The sequence below is a fragment of the Acetobacter sp. DmW_043 genome, assembly GCF_002153485.1.
GTDB lineage: Bacteria > Pseudomonadota > Alphaproteobacteria > Acetobacterales > Acetobacteraceae > Acetobacter > Acetobacter thailandicus.
In genome coordinates, this window is record NZ_JOMN01000008.1 from 62198 (window position 1) to 80728 (window position 18531).

Consider the following 18531-nt stretch of genomic DNA (forward strand, 5'->3'; position numbering starts at 1 on the left):
ATAAAAATCATGTCATTTCCTGCAATGTTACAGATTACGCCCCTTCTTACTGCCTGTCGCAATGGTGCACTCACCCCGACAGATATTGTGCGTGAGGTGCTGGCGCGTATCGACGCTTATCATGCAGTTGATCCCGCAGTGTGGATTACGCGTGTCTCACCTGAACGTCTTCTTGCAAGAGCCGCTGAGCTTGAGAGTTTATCAGCTGATGATCTGCCGCTTTATGGGGTTCCTTTTGCGGTAAAAGATAATATTGACGTAGCTGGTTTGCCCACGACTGCGGCCTGTCCGGCTTTTGCTTATGAAGCGAAAGAAAATGCAGAGGTGGTTAGCCGCCTTGAGGCTGCCGGGGCTATAGTGGTAGGCAAAACCAACCTTGATCAGTTTGCGACTGGTCTTGTCGGGATGCGCTCGCCTTACGGGCAGCCTCATAGTGTCTTTAGTGCAGAGCATGTGTCAGGAGGCTCAAGCTCAGGCTCAGCCGTTGCTGTTGCAGCCGGTCTGGTATCTTTCGCTCTGGGCACTGATACGGCAGGTTCAGGACGAGTACCTGCTGCTTTTAACAACATTGTCGGGCTTAAGCCGTCACGCGGCGCACTGAGCAATTATGGTCTGGTGCCTGCCTGCGCTTCAATCGATTGCATTTCTGTTTTTGCAGCATCGACAGCTGATGCCTGGTGTGTTGAACAGTGTGCCGCTGCTCCTGATGCTCGCTCGCCTTACTCACGCGCTCTGGCTCCGCGTGCTTTGCCAGCAGGGCCCTTTCGTTTTGGTGTACTGCGTGAGCAGGATCGTTTTTTTGACGGTAATACATATAATGCTGCTTTGTATGAGCAGGCGATTTCTCAGCTTAAAAAAATGGGTGGTATTGAAGTTGAGATTGATTTCACACCGCTTAAAGAAACAGCAGAGCTTCTTTACAGTGGCCCGTTTGTCGTCGAGCGTTTAGCTGCGGTTAAAGAGTTTTATAAAAATAATCGACAGGATATGGACCCTGTCGTTGGTAAAATTATTGACGGTGCCGCTCATTATTCAGCTACTGATGTGTTTGATGGTATTTATCGCCAGCACCAGCTTAAACAAATTGCAGACCGGATGTGGAAGCAGTTTGATGTAATGGTCGTGCCAACAGCGCCTCGCATTGTAACAAAAAAGGAAGTGATTGATCAGCCTGTTGTAGCGAACAGTATGCTTGGCACCTACACTAATTTTGTAAATCTGCTTGATATGGCAGCCTGTGCGGTGCCGGCAGGTTTTTCACCTGATGGTATGCCTTTTGGTGTAACATTTATTGCACCTGCTCTGACGGATTGTGATCTGGCATCTCTTGCCGGGCGTTTTCATAAAGAGGCTCAGCATACAACGGGTTTGTCCGGCACACATTTAATGACAGCTGACGACAATGCCGCACAGCCTGCACCTGGTAATATTCTGGTTGCTGTTGTTGGTGCGCATCTGAAGGGCTTTCCCTTGCACTGGCAGCTTGAGCAGGAGCAGGCGGTGCTGAAAGCGACGACACGCACTGCGGCAGATTATCGTTTATTTGCTTTGCCCAATGCGACGCCTCCTAAACCGGGTCTGGTGCGTGAGAGGGGCTTTTCAGGGCCTGGTCTTGAAGTCGAGGTTTACGAGCTTTCAGCCGGAGGTTTTGGTCGTTTTGTTGCTGGTCTGCCTCAGCCAATGGCGATTGGTAAAATTTCACTGGCTGATGGCAGTGAGGTTTGCGGCTTTTTGTGTAGTGAGGCGATAGCACGTAGTGGAAAAGAAATTACTGCGAGTGGTGGCTGGCGTTACGCTAAAATTTAATATGTTTTTGCGTTGTTTCAGAACTTGCCTCGAGAAGTTCTGAAACAACATAATTTTTATATTTTATATTTTGTTTTTTTATATTATTTTTATGAATATCTTTTTAAATTTTTCACGATACAGAAAGTAAAAATAAATTTTTTCATTTTTAAATTCTTTTTTATATATTTCTCATATGCAGAATCGTTTAGTGTAATCTTTTAACGTCTTTCTCCTTATTCTATATTACAAAATCATCAAAAAAATGTAATATATTTGTCAGTAAGAGTTTGTAACTTAATGATATTATTGAGATAAATAAAAATATTTCCTGAAAGTTATTTTATCACAAGCGATTGATATAAGAGCAAAATGATTGACATGAAATCACTTTGCAATTCAGCTATTCCAGAAATGTAACAACTTTTCAGAGGAACATTCTGCTTTGTCTATCAATAAACTGACTCTATCAAAAAATAAATAATATAGTTATGATCAAAAATAATAATAAAAAAGTAGTATCGCTAATTGTATTTTCATTTTTTATGGCTGCGCCAGCTTATGCTGGTCAAAGTAAGTATGATGACAAAATATCTCAGTTAATTGCTATTATAAATAAACAGTCACAACAGATTCAGTCTCTTGAAAAGCGCATGGGGCAAATAGAGTCCCGTAAAGTTTATGTTAAAAAAGTAACCTACAATAAAAAGCAGAATGAAGATGCGAGTGTTGTAAGGCGAATAAATTATTCCGGAACACCAGAGGAAAGTATCAGGTTTCATGATCCTTATGCAGAAAGAGTCGAGAGCAATAATTATTTTGAAAAATTATTTGGTTATTCAGCAAGAGATAATAAAAGCACGACACAGGTCAATGGTCTGATCCTGAAGTGGGGAAATGGAATTCCCGCCATTACGACAGAGAATGGTGATTATTCATTCCGTCTGAGAGGCAGGATCCTGGCTGATTATGGGTCTTCTTTTGGTAGTCGTTTTCATAATCTGAATGTTTCCAGAACGATGATGCGTGCTGCGCGTATCGGTGCTGAAGGTCGAATTAAACAACTGTCATGGGTTATCGAGAGTGATTTCTCAAGCAACTCACTTGTTCTGATGAGTGCTTATGCGACATGGACAACAAAAACATTCGGTCACGTTGCTGAATATACGCTTGGGCATAAATTTTCAGAACGTGGCTTTGATGGTTCGACAGGTTCATATAATACCGTCTTTCTGGACCGCGATTTAGTTGCTACGACACTGGTGCCGGTTATGGGGTGGTATGGTCTTGGCGGGGCTTATAAAATATATGGTAATAACTGGCATGTGGCGACACAGATAGCTGGTGATCAGGTTAACAACGTTAACATGAAAAATAATATACGTGACGATATTACTTATTTAGCCAGAGCACATTATATTCCATTCAGAAACAACACATATCTTTTGCATCTGGGGATATGGGGTTATTATGAAGATGTTAAACCAGCGCAAAATTTTACGCAGGATATAGAGGCGCTTAGTCGTACAAATAATAACTTTAATTTGCAGTTTGGCCCAACAGCTCCTCTTGCACATTCATTTGCAGGGGGACTGGAACTTTTCGGTATGAGGAAGAGTATGTGGGCTCTTGTTGAGTTCGGTGCACGTCGTATGACATTGCGGCGTACTTCAGGGATAGCTTCGAGTTCGACTGATTTTGCCGGTATGACAGGCACAGTCAGGGCATTTAGTGCTCAGTATGGTGTTTTTCTGACAGGTGAGAAGCCGAACTATATGCCACGTAATGGCGTGTGGGGTCTGCCACATGTCCTGCATCCGGTGATTGATGGTGGTATGGGTGCGTGGGAGCTGGCTTTCCGCTGGGACTGGGCAAATTCGTCTCATGTTTTCTCAGGAGCAGATGCATGGACGTTAACCGCTGGTCTTAACTGGTATCTTATGAGCACAGCGCATCTGATGTTTAACTATACGCACGCTCATGTTTATAATGCGACGGGAGATTACATCGGTAGTAATAGTGGTGATACATTTGGTGCCAGGGTTGCTGTTATATTTTAATCTAATTTTTTTAATAGTTCATAACTATAATATATAAAAATTATATATTATATATCCCTCTTGGGTAAAAAATAAATCTGTCAGAGAGAACTTTCTGACAGATTTTTTATTAAGTTATTTCTGGAGACTATTTTCAATAAATGCTGGAACCAGAGGGTTATGACGTTGCAGATAGTTTTTTGACGGAAGTTCGTCGATATTCCAGCCACCCCCCATATCAGCAATCAGCTTAACACTGGCAAGTAAACGATTTTGCTGAATTTGTAAGGCTGTTTGCTGACTACTGAGCGCACTACGCTGGCTTGTAAGTACGGTTGTATAAATAGCAGTACCATATTTATACTGACTGACAGAGACATCAGCTGCGTGAATAGCTGACTGCACAGCATGTTTCTGCTCTTCAGCCTGTTGTTTTAATATCCTCAGACTGGATAACTGATCTTCCGTATCCTGAAGGGCCGTAAGAACAGTTTGTCTGTAAGTTGCGACAGCACTGTCATAATCTGCATTGGCTTCTTCAACAGCTGCTGTGCGTGCACCACCGGCAAAAATAGTTTGTGAGGCCGATGCACCAAGAGACCATATGCGGTTGCTAACCTGAATGAGTGACTGAACAGGGTTGCCGCTGTATCCATAAGCAGCCGACAAGGAAAGCTGAGGATAGAAGGCGCCAATTGCAACACCAATCTCAGCATTATACTGTTCCATGGCTCTTTCAGCCGATGCAATATCAGGGCGACGTTGCAGTAAAAATGCTGGTATAGAAACAGGAATTTCCGGAATGGAAGCAGGAAGAGCGTTTCGTGACAGCGAAAGTTCGGCTGGAGGTCTGCCTATAAGCACAGCAATGGCATGTTCATATTCTGAACGTGTAACGTCTGTTGCTGTTGCATTAGCGCGCGCAGCGTCCAGCTGGTTCTGAGCCTGCCATACATCATTACCATTCATTGTGCCGCCCTGGTGCTGAGCCTGTACAATAGCAAGTGTGTGCTCATATAACGTGATATTACGTTCAAGTAGTGCTTTGAGTGAGTCCTGGTAGCGCAGCTCAAAATAATCCTGAGCCAGCTGTGACTGGTAAGAGAGGCGTGCATTAGCCAGATCAGCAGCACTTGCCTGTGCGGCTGTAACCTGTTCCTGGATCTGACGGCGGATTTTACCCCAGATATCAACGGTCCAGTCTGCTGACAACTGTGCGGCGTAGGTATTGCGTGTTCTGCCTGTGCTGTATTGTGTTCCGCTTGTTGATGTTGCTGTGCCACCCTGACTGTTTCGTGAAAAATTAAGCCCACCAGTAAGGGTTGGGTAAAGGTTGGCCTGTGCAGCCATGACAAGAGCCTGAGCATTGCGATACTGGGCTTCGTATTTTTTAAGATTCTGGTTGGAAATTGAAACCTGTGATTCCAGTTCATTCAGAACCGGATCGTTATAAATTGTCCACCAGGTACCCTTGGGAATAGCAGCCATATCCGGCTGCGCTTTTGACCATCCAGGTGCCGGCTGTGTTTCTTTGAATTTTGCAGAAAGCACAGCTTTGGGGCGTTTATAATCCGGCCCGACCAGAATACAGCCTGATAAAATTGTGGGGGTAATCAGCGCAGCCATTGCCTTGAGCAGAGACCGACCGGAAAGTGAAGAGCGTGAGAGTGTCATGGCAACAATATTCCGAAAGAGGTCAGGAGCGACGGATACGTATGGAACGAAGAGGTTTCAGGATAGCATGTATAACAGCGGGAATAGCTTTGCGTCCCCACATGCCAAGTCTGTCCAGGTAAATATACACAACCGGAGTGGTGAAAAGTGTTAGTACCTGACTAAGTGCAAGGCCGCCAATGATAGCAATGCCAAGAGGTCGGCGTAGTTCTATGCCATAACCATTCCCCAGTACGAGCGGTACTGCACCAAGAGCTGCGGCTAGTGTTGTCATGAGGATAGGGCGAAAGCGCAGCATGCAGGCCTGATAAATAGCATCGTGAGCCGAGAGGCCATGTTCACGCTCTTCAGTGATTGCAAAATCTACGAGCATAATAGCATTTTTCTTAACTATACCTATCAGAAGAATAACGCCGATAAGTCCGATAAGATCAAATTCCTGTCCGCTCAGATAAAGTGCAAGCAGGGCTCCTGCGCCGGCAGAGGGCAGGGTGGATAGAATGGTAATCGGGTGGACATAACTTTCATATAAAATGCCCAGAACAACATAAACAGCGAGCAGCGCTGCGAGAATAATTAAAGGCTCGTTACTGCTTTCCTGCTGCAGGCGTGCAGTTGTTCCTGCAAATCCACCATGGACAGAGGATGGTATCTTCAGATTTGCCATATCATCGGCAATAATACGTGCCGCATCATTTATAGATGCTCCTGCAGTCAGGTTGAAAGATAACGTTGCAGCAATGGCCTGTCCCTGATGATTAATGTTCACTGGTGTGGTGCCGCGTGACATATGAGCAATAGCGGATAGTGGTACCATAGTTTCAGCATTAGAAGAGACAGCTGAGCCATTTGATGCACCACTTCCTCCAGCGAGGCTGTTAGCAATCTGGTTTTTAAAAGACTGGCTGTTTTGTGCAGATGTTGCATCATCGACATCAGATGATGATGAAGATGTCGTTGTTGTACCAGATGAGCGGATTGTATTACTTTGCGTGCTGCCGCTTGCGGTGCCACCTGCTGTGCTAACCCATGTCATTTGCAGCATATCTGCATTTTTCCAGAACTCTGGTTTAACATTCATAACAACACGATACTGGTTAAGCGCATTATAAATAACTGATGCAGCCCGCTGACCATAGGCATCATAAAGTGTGTTAGCTACAAGCTGTGCTGTCAGACTGGTTCTGGCTGTACTGTCACGGTTAATATTAACATTTTCAGCCAGACCTTTTTGCTGAATATCTGTCGAAATATCAGCTAATTCAGAATGCTTTTGTAAAGCCTGCTGAAGCAGGGGCATCCAGTGATAGAGAGTGGCGGCATCATCGCTCTCAAGTGTGTACTGATAGGCCGCATTGCCTGAGCGTGGGCCGCCAGGCAGCAAACTTGGCACACTGGAAAGAAACTTTGCTCCTGCAATATTATCTGTACGTTGCCTGAGGTCAGCAACCGTTTTATCAACTGATACTTTGCGTTGATCTTTCTCTTTCAGTTCAATAAAAATCATAGCCTGGTTAGCTGAGTCACGACCACCCAGGAAGCCGACAACACTATTAACTTCTTTGTTGCCCAGTATACGATTTTCAATGTCCTTAACTTTACCTATCATGCTTTTAAAAGAAATAGACTGATCGGCGACCAGATGAGCCATCAGTGATCCTGTATCACTTTCAGGAAAAAGACCTTTGGGCATAATAATAAAAAGTATACCCATAATAACAATAGTTGCCGGAAGTGAGAGAAGTACGAGAACAGGATGTTTAAGAGAGCGGTCAAGCATGTGACCATAACTGGCATGAAGAAGGTTAAAACCATTTTCCAGAAAAGCAGAAATTTTGTTTAGCCAGTTTTTGTTTCTGATACTTTCTTCATGATCCATTTCCTCTTTTGATTTGAGCATAAAGGAACACATCATGGGGGTAAGGGTGAGTGACAGCACCATTGACACCATGACGGTAATTGAAATGGTCATAGCAAATTCATGGAGCAGGCCGCCAAGCATGCCCCCAAGCATCGTAATGGGAAAGAAAACGGCAACCAGTGAGAGTGAAACTGAAAAAACAGTAAAAGCGACCTCTTCTGCCCCTTTCAGAACAGATTCTTTGTGTGGCATGCCATTTTCGATATGACGACTGATATTTTCAAGTACAACAATGGCATCATCCACAACAAATCCTGTCGCAATGGTCAGAGCCATCAGAGAGAGACTGTCGAGGGAGTATCCCATCAGTTTCATTACGCCAAAAGTCGTTATGAGAGATGAGGGAATAACAACAGCAGGGATCATAGTTGTACGTGGTGATCGCAGGAAAAGCAGAACAACAGCGATAACCAGAATAACAGAAAGAACAAGAGTGCGCTGTGTGTCTTCAAGTGCAGCACGAATGGTGACAGAACGATCGCTGCAGACATGTAGCTCTACATCAGCAGACAAAGCTGAGTGTAATAGTGGAAATTTTGCACGGATCTCATTAATTGTTTTGACAACATTTGTACCAGATCGTGGAAAAACGATGGCCAGAACAGCAGGTGTCTGATTATAAAATCCACCTGTTTCGACATTTTCTACACTGTCTGTTACATCTGCAACATCAATAAGGTGAACCGGGCGGTTGCTGCGGTAGGCAACGATCAGACCTTTCAGGTCTTTTGCTCCATGTACCTGGTCGTTTGTCTGCAGAATAAGGCGCTGTTTACCACGAGTGATAAATCCCTTGGGAGTATTCGCGTTAGCTGATGCCAGGGCTGCACGGATATCTTCAAACCCGATTCCATATTTGTAGAGTTTGAGAGGGTTCATCTCAACGCGAACGGCAGGCAGAGCACTGCCACCAAGCTGAATGTCACCAACACCGCTTACTGAATCAAGATGCTGAGCCAGCACATTTGTGGCTTCATCATAAAGTTGTGCTGGTGTACGGGTTTTTGATGTCAGTGCCATAACGAGGATAGGCATGCCTGATGTATTGGCAATGCGGTATGATGGATCCTGTCGCAGGGTTGTTGGCAGGTCTGTACGGGCTGCACGAATGGCGGCCTGCACATCTCTGGCGGCACTGTTTACATTACGTGATGAAACAAACTGGAGTGAGATACTGACCTGCCCTGTGACGGAGCGTGAAGTCATCGCATTCAGCCCTGAAATCGTCCCGAGATGCCGTTCAAGAGGTTCCGCAATAGTGCTCGCCAGTTCCTCAGGTGTCCCGCCTGATTGCTGAGCGGAGACCTGAATCATGGGCATATCAATGGCTGGCAGGCTTGCAACAGGCAGCATTGTATACCCAATGAGACCGGCCAGTATCATACCAATAACGATAAGTGTTGTGCCTACCGGGCGTTTGACACACAAAGCAACAGGAGACATTTATAATTCTCCTGAAGAGCTGGATGCAGATTTTTTGTGCCTTTGCTGCCATGAAACGACACGCTGGCGCATATATTCCATTTTCAGGTAAATAACCGGGGTGGTGAATAGTGTCAGAAGCTGACTGACCAGCAGTCCACCGACAATAGCATAACCCAGCGGGCGGCGTAGTTCAGAGCCAACCCCGGTGCCAAGGGCCAGTGGCACAGCGCCGAGCATAGCTGCCAGAGTTGTCATCAGAATAGGACGAAAGCGTAGCATTGCTGCCTGAATAATTGATGCTTCAGGTGATTGTTTTTCAATACGCTCGGCTTCAAGAGCAAAGTCGATCATCATGATCGCGTTTTTCTTGACGATACCAATCAGCAGAACAATGCCGATAACCCCCATAATATCCAGTCCTGCTCCTGTGATCCATAGCATCAGAAGAGCACCGACAGCAGCTGAGGGTAGTGTTGACAGAATTGTCAGTGGATGAATGAAGCTTTCATATAAAACACCCAGAACAATATATACAGCGGCGAGGGCAGCAAGAATTAACCACATTTCGCTCGACATGCTACTTTCAAAAACCTGTGCGGTTCCCTGAAAGGATGTCCGCATGGTGTCAGGAAGATGTAAGGCAGAACGTGTTTTGTCGATAGCTGTTACGGCATCTCCCAGTGAGTATCCCGGCGTGACATTAAACGAAATTGTTGCTGCAGGAAATTGCGCTACATGGGTAATGAGCAGAGGTGCTGTTGATGACGTGATTTTTGCAACTGAGCCTAATGGTACGAGCCCCGATGTCGGGTCACGTTCAGGGCCGGTTGTGTCGCTCCCGCGTGATGCGCTTCCTGCCATATAAAGCTGGTCAAGTGCTGAAGGATTTTTTTGTAACTCAGGCAGTGCTTCAAGAATAACACGGTACTGATTTGCCTGCGTGTAAATAGTTGTAATCTGACGCTGCCCGAATGAGTCATATAACAGGTTATCAACCGTCTGCGGTGTAATCGAAAAGCGTGCACCGGTAGAGCGGTTAAGTGTGACGTCAGCGGCCAGTCCTTTTGCCTGAAGGTCAGATGTTACATCAGAAAGAGAGGGAGCTTTTTGCAGCGCACTGATCAGCTGAGGTACCCATGATGTCAGACGGTCTACGCTGGTGTCTTCAATCAGAAACTGATAGCGCGTCGCTGATACGGTTGTGTTCAGTGTAAGATCCTGCACAGGCTGCACATATAGTCGTGTGCCTGGTATCTGCAGGGCTTCTTCCTGCAGGCGCAAGGCAATTTCACTGGCTGTCAGCGTTCTCTTATTATGTGCTTTGAGATTAATTTCAAAACGTCCGCGGCTCAGTGTCGTGTTGTCACCATCTACTCCGATATAGGAAGAAAGACTTACTACATCGGGGTCTTTAAGCAATGTGGCTCCAAGTTTGCTTTGCAGCACTTTCATTTCATCGAAAGAGATAGAGCCATCCATTACTGAAATACCCTGTAAAACACCGGTATCCTGTTCAGGGAAGAGTCCTTTAGGGATGGTTATAACAAGAGCTGCAGTTGCAATCAGCGTTATACCGAAACAGAGCATTGTAAGTGTCTGATGGCGTAACACCAGGTGAAGACCCTTGCCGTAAGCTTCTATGACGCGGGTAATAAAGTGGTCAGTGGCTGTTGCCCATTTGGGTTTTTCTCCACTGTGATCATGATCTTTTAACAGGCGTGCGCAAAGCATAGGTACCAGTGTCAGTGATACAGCTGCCGAAATAATAATTGTCACAGCCAGAGTTACTGAAAACTCGTAAAAAAGCCGGCCAATGACATCGCTCATGAACAGCAGAGGAATGAGCACGGCGATCAGTGAGACCGTCAGAGAGATAATGGTAAAACCAATTTCACCAGAACCCTCAACAGCCGCTTTATAGCGGCTTTCTCCTTTTTCAACATAGCGTGCGATGTTTTCAATCATAACAATCGCATCGTCAACGACAAAGCCTGTTGCGATAGTGAGAGACATGAGAGAAAGATTGTCGAGAGAGAACCCGGCCAGATGCATTACGGCAAGTGTGCCGATAATTGACAATGGTACAGAAAGGGCCGGAATAACAGTAGCTGACGGGTCGTGTAAAAAAACAAAAATAACGGCAACTACCAGAATCAGAGAGAGGATAAGTTCAAACTCAACGTCAGCAACTGAAGCCTGAATAGTGGTTGTACGGTCCGTCAGTATCTTGATTTTTACACCCGCGGGGAGTTCGGTTTCAAGTTGTGGCAGTCTTTGTTTAATGGCATTGACTGTACTCAGGATATTGGCTGAAGGCTGACGCCTGATGTTGAGAATAATTGCAGGGTCTGTGTCAGACCAGCCTGCCAGTTCATCATCTTCTGCCCCTTCTGATACCGTAGCAATATCACGTATCCGTACAGGACCCTTGCTGGTAGCGGACCAGCCTATAACCTGGTTGAGAAGCTGCTCAGTGTCTGATATCTGCCCCTGGAAATTTATGGTTCGGTTCTGATATTCACCGTTAAAACTGCCTGTGGGCGTATTTACATTAATATTATTAATGGTTGTACGCAGCGTATCGATATCAATACCGTATGATGTCATTTTAGGAATATTGACGCTCACGCGGTAAGCTTTTTTATTCCCACCGGAGAGGGAGACTTCTCCGACGCCTGATATCTGGCTGATTTTTTGTTCAAGACGCGTGGCAACGTAATCCTGCACTTCAGGGAGAGGAAGGGTCGCTGAAGTCACACCAAGAATAAGAATGGGCGTATCAGCCGGGTTAACTTTTGAATAAATTGGTGGTGCAGGCAGGGCAGATGGTAACAGGGAGTTCGCTGAATTGATTGCAGCCTGAACTTCCTGTTCAGCGACGTCGAGTGATGTTGAAAGTGAAAAACGCAGTGTCACTACGGATGCCCCGGCAGATGATTGTGAGGTCATCTGGTCAAGGCCGGGCATTTGCCCCATTTCACCTTCGAGAGGTGCTGTTACTGATGTCATCATGACATCAGCACTTGCCCCCGGGTAGAAAGTGCGTACCACGATTGTCGGGTAGTCTACCTCAGGTAACGCTGAGACAGGCAGAAAGCGGTAACTGATAAAACCGGCCAGAAGAATAGCTATAGAAAGCAGGGTGGTCGCAACTGGCCGGTCGATGAAAACCCGTGAGAAATTCATTGTCCGTTTCCGCTGGCTTTTGCTGGTGAGTTAGCCGGAATACTGATCCGTGAGCCGTTTCTCAGATGGTCGACACCTGAGATAACAACTTTGTCCCCTTCTTTGAGGCCATCTGTTATGACAACGGTGGTATCCTGACTGGTGCCGAGCTTTACATTTTGTACATGCACGGTGTTGTTTGCATCCGTGAGGTATACGTAAGAACCATCTGGCCCGGTTTGTACGGCAGTCTCTGGCATAAGCAGAACATTATGCTCTGTTCTGATAATCAGGTGTGCATTGACAAACTGGTTGGGGAAAAGGTTTTCATCAGCGTTGGGCAACAGGGCGCGTAATTTGACGGTACCTGTTGAAGTGTCGAGTTCACTGTCGAGACTACTGACTGTGCCATCAGCCAGCTTTTCGGCATTCTCGCTATCCCATATTTGTACAGGTAAAATTTTCTCTTTGCGCAGGGTTTTCCATACCGTGCTGAGCTTATCCTGTGGTACGGTAAAAATAACAGAGATAGGCGACATCTGTGCCAGCGTTGCCAGCCCGTTAGTTTGTCCGGCGGCGACATAATTACCCCGGTCAACAGCACGGATACCAATGCGACCTGAAACAGGAGCGTAGATATGGCAATATTCAATATCGAGTTTATAGGTTTGAATCAGTCCTTCATCAGCCTGTACAGTACCTTCCAGCTGTTCAACTTTGTACTTTTGGTCCTGGGCTGTCTGTGTATCAATAGCATCATGTTTTTGCAGTTTCAGGTACCGTGTATAATCCATACGGGCCTGTGCCAGCTGTGCCTGATCAGCAATGAGCTGACCCTGATATTGTTTTAGCTGTGCTTCATAAGGGCGAGGGTCAATTAATTCCAGCAAATCGCCTTCTTTGACTTCCTGTCCTTCTGTATAAAGAACTTTCATAAGGTAGCCCGAAACGCGGGTCTGTACTGTGACATTTGTAATGGGGATAACCGTGCCTAGTTCTGTAAAGATAACAGGCATATCTCCGCGTGTGACAGCGGCAACAGCAACGGGTGTAGTCTGATCTGCAGTAAGATGCGTTGTGGTGTGACGGGTTGAGAAACGCCACAGCCCTGCACCTGCAATGATAATAACAGCACCTATCAGCAGCGTTTTTTTAGATAATGAGCGTTTTGTCTGTGTTTCAGACGTTTTGGGGTGAATCGGATCTGACATGATACTATCCTAAAATCGTCTGTTTAGTGGTGTGGAAGAGAAGTTAACTGTGGTCGATGGGAAGAGATACTGTGCCCGCTGACAGGAAGGGTGATTTGCACAAGAAGCCCTTTTGGTAAATTATCAAGCAGCGCCATAGTGCCTTTGTGCCGGTCAATAATCTGCCTGACGATTGAAAGGCCCAGACCAAGCCCGGCAGGAGATGAACGAGCCTGGTCCATACGTGTAAATGGCAGTTGCATGGCCTCTTTACTTTCTGCGGGAATTCCCGGGCCATTATCGCTGATGCTGATAATGGCTTTTTGTTCTGACGCCTGCAAAGTCACAGTGACATCACCATCATATCTCAGGCCATTTTCGATCAGGTTGTTCAGAGCGCGTGAGAGGGCAACGGGCTGGCAGCAGCATACCACCTGGTCGCCCGGAGTGTAGAAGACAGGCTTTCCCGTATCTGAAAAAGCGGTGCACAGACTTTCGATAAGAGAGTCAAGGTCGGTAGTTTCTTCAGGTTCCTCGTCATTCTGGCCGCGCAGAAAAGACAAAGCGCCATTGAGCATATGGGTCATCAGACTGACATCACGGCGCAATGCATCGGCTTTAAGAGTGCTTTCTCCAAGCTCTACCCGCATTGCCATGCGGGTGAGGGGGGTTCGCAGGTCGTGTCCGATTGTCATGAGCATACGTGTGCGTTCTTCAACATGCTGCACAATACGTGTTTGCATACGGTTATAGGCCATTGCCAGGCTTTGAATTTCTGCCGGACCATTTTCGTCAAGCGGTGTCGGGCTGATGTCATAACCAAAGGTATCGACGCGTTCAGCAAGGTCGCTCAGAGGTCGGTTAATGCGCCGAACCGACCAGAAAGACAAAGTGATGACCATCAGGGTAAGAGATGAGAAAGCAACGATTAATGGCATTGCTACATGCAGAACATGAGGCCAGTAAGAGTTCATTCTGTTATTAATAAGTGCAATATACCGCCCATGATCAAAGCTGACATAACTTACTGTTGTACCCGGGTCATCAGTGCTGCAGGTTTTGACGCTGACAAGTGTGTCAGCATGTCGGCTTTGTAGTATGCGGCGTAAGCCTTCAGTGGAGAAGGCACTGGCTTTTTCCTGACATGGAACATTTTCATTGACGAAAAAACTGAGGTCAGGATTGGAAATTTTTCTGGCAAAAACAGGTTGTTCAGCCTCAGGCAGACTTTCTATAGCAGTAAAGCCTGTTTCAAGGGCCATAGTGCTTGCCCATGGGCCATAGGGTACAGGAGGAACATAAGGCCTGAAAATAGTCAGAAGACAGGCGATGATGAACAATGTTGTCAGCATACAGATGATAAGAATAGCCGACATCTGAGTGGAAATACGGCGTGGCCAGAGTGTGTAACGGACTGTCATGAGAAGGCTAGCCTTCTGAGCGCTGTGTTTGAGGCTGAAAAATATAGCCTTCACCACGGACTGTACGAATAAGCTCGAGCTGGCCACCTTCTTCTGAAAGTTTTCGTCTTAATCTGCTAATAATCAGATCAATGGCACGAGGTTCAAGTTCATCAGCATCCCCTTTCAGAGCTTCAACCAGCATGGCGCGGCTCATAAGTATTTCAGGGTTGAGACAAAATTCCTGTAGTAATTTAGTTTCAGCACCCGTCAGAGTAATCCGCACACCCTTTTGACTATAAAGTATGCTTTTGCGTGGCAAAAAAAGCCATGTACCAAAACGATACTCCTGAGGCAGGCCGGTATTCTGATTGCGTCGAAAAACAGCCCGAATACGAGCCTCAAGCTCACTTGGGTCAAAAGGTTTGGCAATATAGTCGTCAGCACCAAGGTTAAGGCCGGTGATACGGTCGCTGACTTCTGAAAGAGCACTGATAATTAATAAGGGGAGATTAGTTTTTTCTTTAATGTAACGACACAATGTTCTGCCGTCTTCCTTAGGAAGCATGAGGTCAAGAAGAATGAGATCAACAGGATCTCTTGCAAAAATAAGCTCGATGCCTTCCATCTCGGTCGCTGCTGAGGTGACGTACCCTTTTTGCGACAGATATTGTTCGAGCAGTAATCTGATTTCGTCATCATCTTCAACGATCAGAATATGTGGCTGCCGCGTTGCATGGTGAACAATGTTTTCTTTAAGGTTATAAAGTGATTGCGGTTCAGGCACGCAGCAGACCCCTGCATATGAAAGTGGGATAGTGCTGAGGATATTGAACGCAAATAGAGCAGCAGGAAAGAGTGTTGTCTGATTTATGTCAGAATGAAAAAAAACAATTTTAAATATTTTGGTTTTTATGAGGTTGTTATTTTTCTTTTGCTATACTCATGAGGGAGTGAGATTTGAAAATCATACCTTTTGTAATGTGATTTTTAAGTAATGTTGCGCCTGCTTTGATGTTTTTATTTAAAAGGGCATTTATAACGGCAATATGCTCCAGGCAGACACGTTGTATAAATTTATGATCAGGAGGTAGTCCGTACTCCATAAGGCGTCGTAGCTGGTTAGCGCGTTTCAGAGCGCGTATAAAAAAACGGTTGCCAGTCATTGTGGCCAGAGTTTCATGAAACTCTGCATCAATCTGAAAAAATTCTATAGAACTGAGGAATTTGTAGCCTTCATTTTTAACAAACTCCTGTTTTTCTTTGAGGCGTAGCAGAATAAGATCATCGGGGTAAAAGTCTTCACTGCGCATAAAAGCGGGCTCTAACGTTGCCCTGAAAAGGTAGTTTTCTTTATAGGCATCGACGTTATCTATCAGTGTCTGAAATGCCCACCCATTGCCTGACCTGCGCTCCGCCCAGCCTTCGGATGCTATTCTTGTGAGTACATGCAGCATCCTGGCGCGCGATATATTGTAACGGCGCACCAGTTCACTCATACTGACTGTATCAGGTAAGGTATGTCTCAGGCGATCAAGGGCTATTTTCTGGTATATATCATTTTCGTCTGCTGCAGATATATCATTTTTTTCTTCAAAAGGATTTATTTCCGGGTTTTTAACATAAAAACCCTTCTGTGGTCTTCGTTCCAGAAAATCTGCTTCTGCAAGGTAGATAAGAGCGCCTCTGACAGGGGTCCGTGAGGTGACCAGAATGTCGCTCAGGGCATCTTCAGTCAGATGATGGCCTGTTTGCCAGCTTTCCATACGAACAAGTGAGACAATTTTTTCAGCCAGTCGGATCTGAAGTGCTGAAGGAGTATTACCCATAAGTTAGAACCATCAGAAAGAAAATGAGATGATATTTATCTCTGCAAGAACCTTATTCGGTTGATATATCACATAAATTTTTTTTCTGCATCTAAATGAAAAATATATTTCAGAAAGGTATTTTTATGAAAAATTTATATATAGAAATAACTTTTTGACTATTAATAAAAATCAATGTTTGTGTTGTGTTTATATTGCTTCACAAAAAAAAATCTTCATCAGATCACGCACTCGTTATTTTTTATACAAAACAGATCATAATTTTGTTATTGCAGCGTCAAATTTCTATAATGTGAGCTGCTCGCGTTGTTATTTTTCTCGGAAAAATATGGTCTGTTATCTGAAAGAGGCATTCCTGCAATGCGTATCTTCTGGCGCACCATGTCGGTTATTAAAGTATTTTTTCAGGTATAGTAATGGGTTAAAATTTTCGAAAATTTTTATACAGAAGTAAGATGTGCCGCTGTTTTGTATTCTTTTAGCCGAGGTATTATAGTTCTTCAGTGTCGTTATGAGCTGAGAAGGAAATTACCTTATGTCACAAATTGATGTTGTTGCACTTGTCAAAGCAAAACCAGGTAAGGGTGCTGCTGTTGCTGCGGCGATGAAGGCATGCATTGTTCCTTCGCGGGCAGAAAGCACAAACCATCTTTATGTGCCGCATCAGGACCTTGATGACCCGGATTCATTTGTTTTTATCGAAAAGTGGGATAGCCGTGAAGCACTTCAGGCCCACCTTGAAACGCCTCATTTTAAAGAGCTTGCACAGACACTTGAGCCACTTCTGGCTGCCCCGATTGATGTGAAGATTCTTCGGCCGCTCTGAAGGCTGATCTCTTCGTTTATGCACAGCAACGAGTTTAAGGTGAGGTTGGACGAATGAAGAAGCACTATCAGGCTCTGCTTGTTGCTGTGAGCATGGCGGCTGTAAATTCTCAGGCTCTGGCTGCCTCTGGTTCTGCCAGTTCGGACACTCATGTGAGTGTTGCGGCAGACACACTGCCTGCAGGGCAGATGGAGATTATTGCTGCTTTGCCTGAGCCTGGTCCTTCAGGTATCGCGGTGACTGAGGGAGGAAGGGTGTTCCTCACTTTTCCCCGTCACGCCACGGATCATGACAAACCTTCGCTGGGAGAGTTGCGTGACGGAAAAATTATTGCCTGGCCTGATGAGAATATAACGCGCGAGACGTCTCTGCCCGTTACGCAGCGGCTGGTGTCGCCTCATGGCCTGACACTGGATACAAAAGGCCGGTTATGGCTGATTGATGATGGAAAAGTTGCTGGTCACCCGATAGAGCCGGGTGCGGCAAAAATTGTTGGATTTGATGTAAAAACAGGTAAAGAGATAGCGAATATCCCTCTTCACGCGCCGGCTATGTTGCCCGACAGTCATATGAATGACCTGCGGGTTGACCTGACACATGGTAAAGCCGGTACCGTTTATATAGCAGATTCTTCTTTCGGAACCTCCCCCGGTCTGGTGATTGTTGATATTGCAACCGGTAAGCAACGGCGTGTGCTGACGCATCACCCGTCTGTTCTGGCAGAACCAGGCTTCGAGGCAGTTCTCGAAGGGCGTGTGCGCCGTTATGACCCGCATCACCCTGGTTTTCCCATCGGGGGCATTGATAGCATTACCCTGAGTAATGATAGCAAAACGCTTTATTACTCCCCTCTTACAAGTCGCAGGTTGTATAGTTTGCCAACTGCTTTGCTGGCTGACTCCGCCGCTACGGATGATAAACTTGCGTCAGCAGTTACTGATCTGGGTGAAAAGGTGATGACAGACGGGCTGGCGACGGATGCCTGGAATCGTATTTATCTGACCGCGGGAGAGCATGATTCGATCATGCGCAGAAGTCCGGATGGACAAATTGACGTTATTGCCCGCGATCCTCGTATTATCTGGCCTGATGGTATTTTTGCGACCAGGACACATGTTTATTATGTACTCGGCCAGTGGAACCGCCTGCCCGGGTTTAATGACGGGCATAATTTACGCAAACCACCTTATCTGATTGCTCGTACACCGATTACACCTCCCTGAAACGGGGGATTACATGCTACGGACTGTTTAATAGTTATTTACAGCATGACTCTG

Annotated in this window: 11 protein-coding genes; 4 read left to right on the forward strand and 7 right to left on the reverse strand. The window is 45.8% G+C overall.

Annotated elements, in window-relative coordinates; translation table 11 throughout:
- Positions 1-9: 9 nt before the first annotated feature.
- Both atzF and HK11_RS02540 read left to right on the forward strand, forming a co-directional pair.
- On the forward strand, positions 10-1806 hold the full coding sequence (gene atzF, locus HK11_RS02530; RefSeq protein WP_086553772.1) for an allophanate hydrolase: 1797 nt from the start codon (positions 10-12) through the stop codon (positions 1804-1806).
- A gap of 632 nt (positions 1807-2438) precedes the next feature.
- Complete coding sequence (locus tag HK11_RS02540) at positions 2439-3845, forward strand: OprO/OprP family phosphate-selective porin (protein WP_158092923.1); 1407 nt, start codon at positions 2439-2441, stop codon at positions 3843-3845.
- Between the two features lie 114 nt (positions 3846-3959).
- On the opposite strand, the gene HK11_RS02545 is transcribed toward HK11_RS02540, so the two are convergent.
- The 7 genes from HK11_RS02545 to HK11_RS02575 all read right to left on the reverse strand — a co-directional run bounded on the left by HK11_RS02545 (position 3960) and on the right by HK11_RS02575 (position 16428).
- Positions 3960-5498 carry an efflux transporter outer membrane subunit gene (locus tag HK11_RS02545; protein WP_086553775.1) on the reverse strand — a complete coding sequence of 513 codons (1539 nt, stop codon included), beginning with the start codon at positions 5496-5498 and terminating at the stop codon, positions 3960-3962.
- Positions 5499-5520: 22 nt separating this feature from the next.
- Positions 5521-8862 (reverse strand): efflux RND transporter permease subunit, encoded by a 3342-nt coding sequence (locus HK11_RS02550; protein WP_086553776.1) that lies wholly within the window; start codon positions 8860-8862, stop codon positions 5521-5523.
- The gene (locus HK11_RS02555; RefSeq protein ID WP_086553777.1) at positions 8863-12030 is read right to left on the reverse strand and encodes an efflux RND transporter permease subunit; all 3168 of its coding nucleotides are present in this window, start codon (positions 12028-12030) and stop codon (positions 8863-8865) included. It abuts the gene before it with no gap.
- Positions 12027-13220 (reverse strand): efflux RND transporter periplasmic adaptor subunit, encoded by a 1194-nt coding sequence (locus HK11_RS02560; protein ID WP_086553778.1) that lies wholly within the window; start codon positions 13218-13220, stop codon positions 12027-12029. The genes HK11_RS02555 and HK11_RS02560 overlap by 4 nt, the downstream gene beginning before the upstream one ends.
- A 23-nt stretch (positions 13221-13243) precedes the next feature.
- Complete coding sequence (locus HK11_RS02565; RefSeq protein WP_086553779.1) at positions 13244-14620, reverse strand: ATP-binding protein; 1377 nt, start codon at positions 14618-14620, stop codon at positions 13244-13246.
- 7 nt (positions 14621-14627) lie between these two features.
- Positions 14628-15386, reverse strand: coding sequence for a response regulator transcription factor (locus HK11_RS02570; protein WP_086553780.1), 759 nt, complete (start codon positions 15384-15386; stop codon positions 14628-14630).
- A gap of 136 nt (positions 15387-15522) precedes the next feature.
- A complete protein-coding gene (locus tag HK11_RS02575; RefSeq protein WP_086553781.1) occupies positions 15523-16428 on the reverse strand; it encodes a GntR family transcriptional regulator in 906 nt (301 codons plus the stop codon).
- 535 nt (positions 16429-16963) lie between these two features.
- Here HK11_RS02575 and HK11_RS02580 point away from each other — a divergent pair.
- Positions 16964-17254, forward strand: coding sequence for a putative quinol monooxygenase (locus HK11_RS02580; RefSeq protein WP_086553782.1), 291 nt, complete (start codon positions 16964-16966; stop codon positions 17252-17254).
- A gap of 53 nt (positions 17255-17307) precedes the next feature.
- Positions 17308-18477 (forward strand): L-dopachrome tautomerase-related protein, encoded by a 1170-nt coding sequence (locus HK11_RS02585; protein ID WP_086553783.1) that lies wholly within the window; start codon positions 17308-17310, stop codon positions 18475-18477.
- Positions 18478-18531 lie beyond the last annotated feature (54 nt).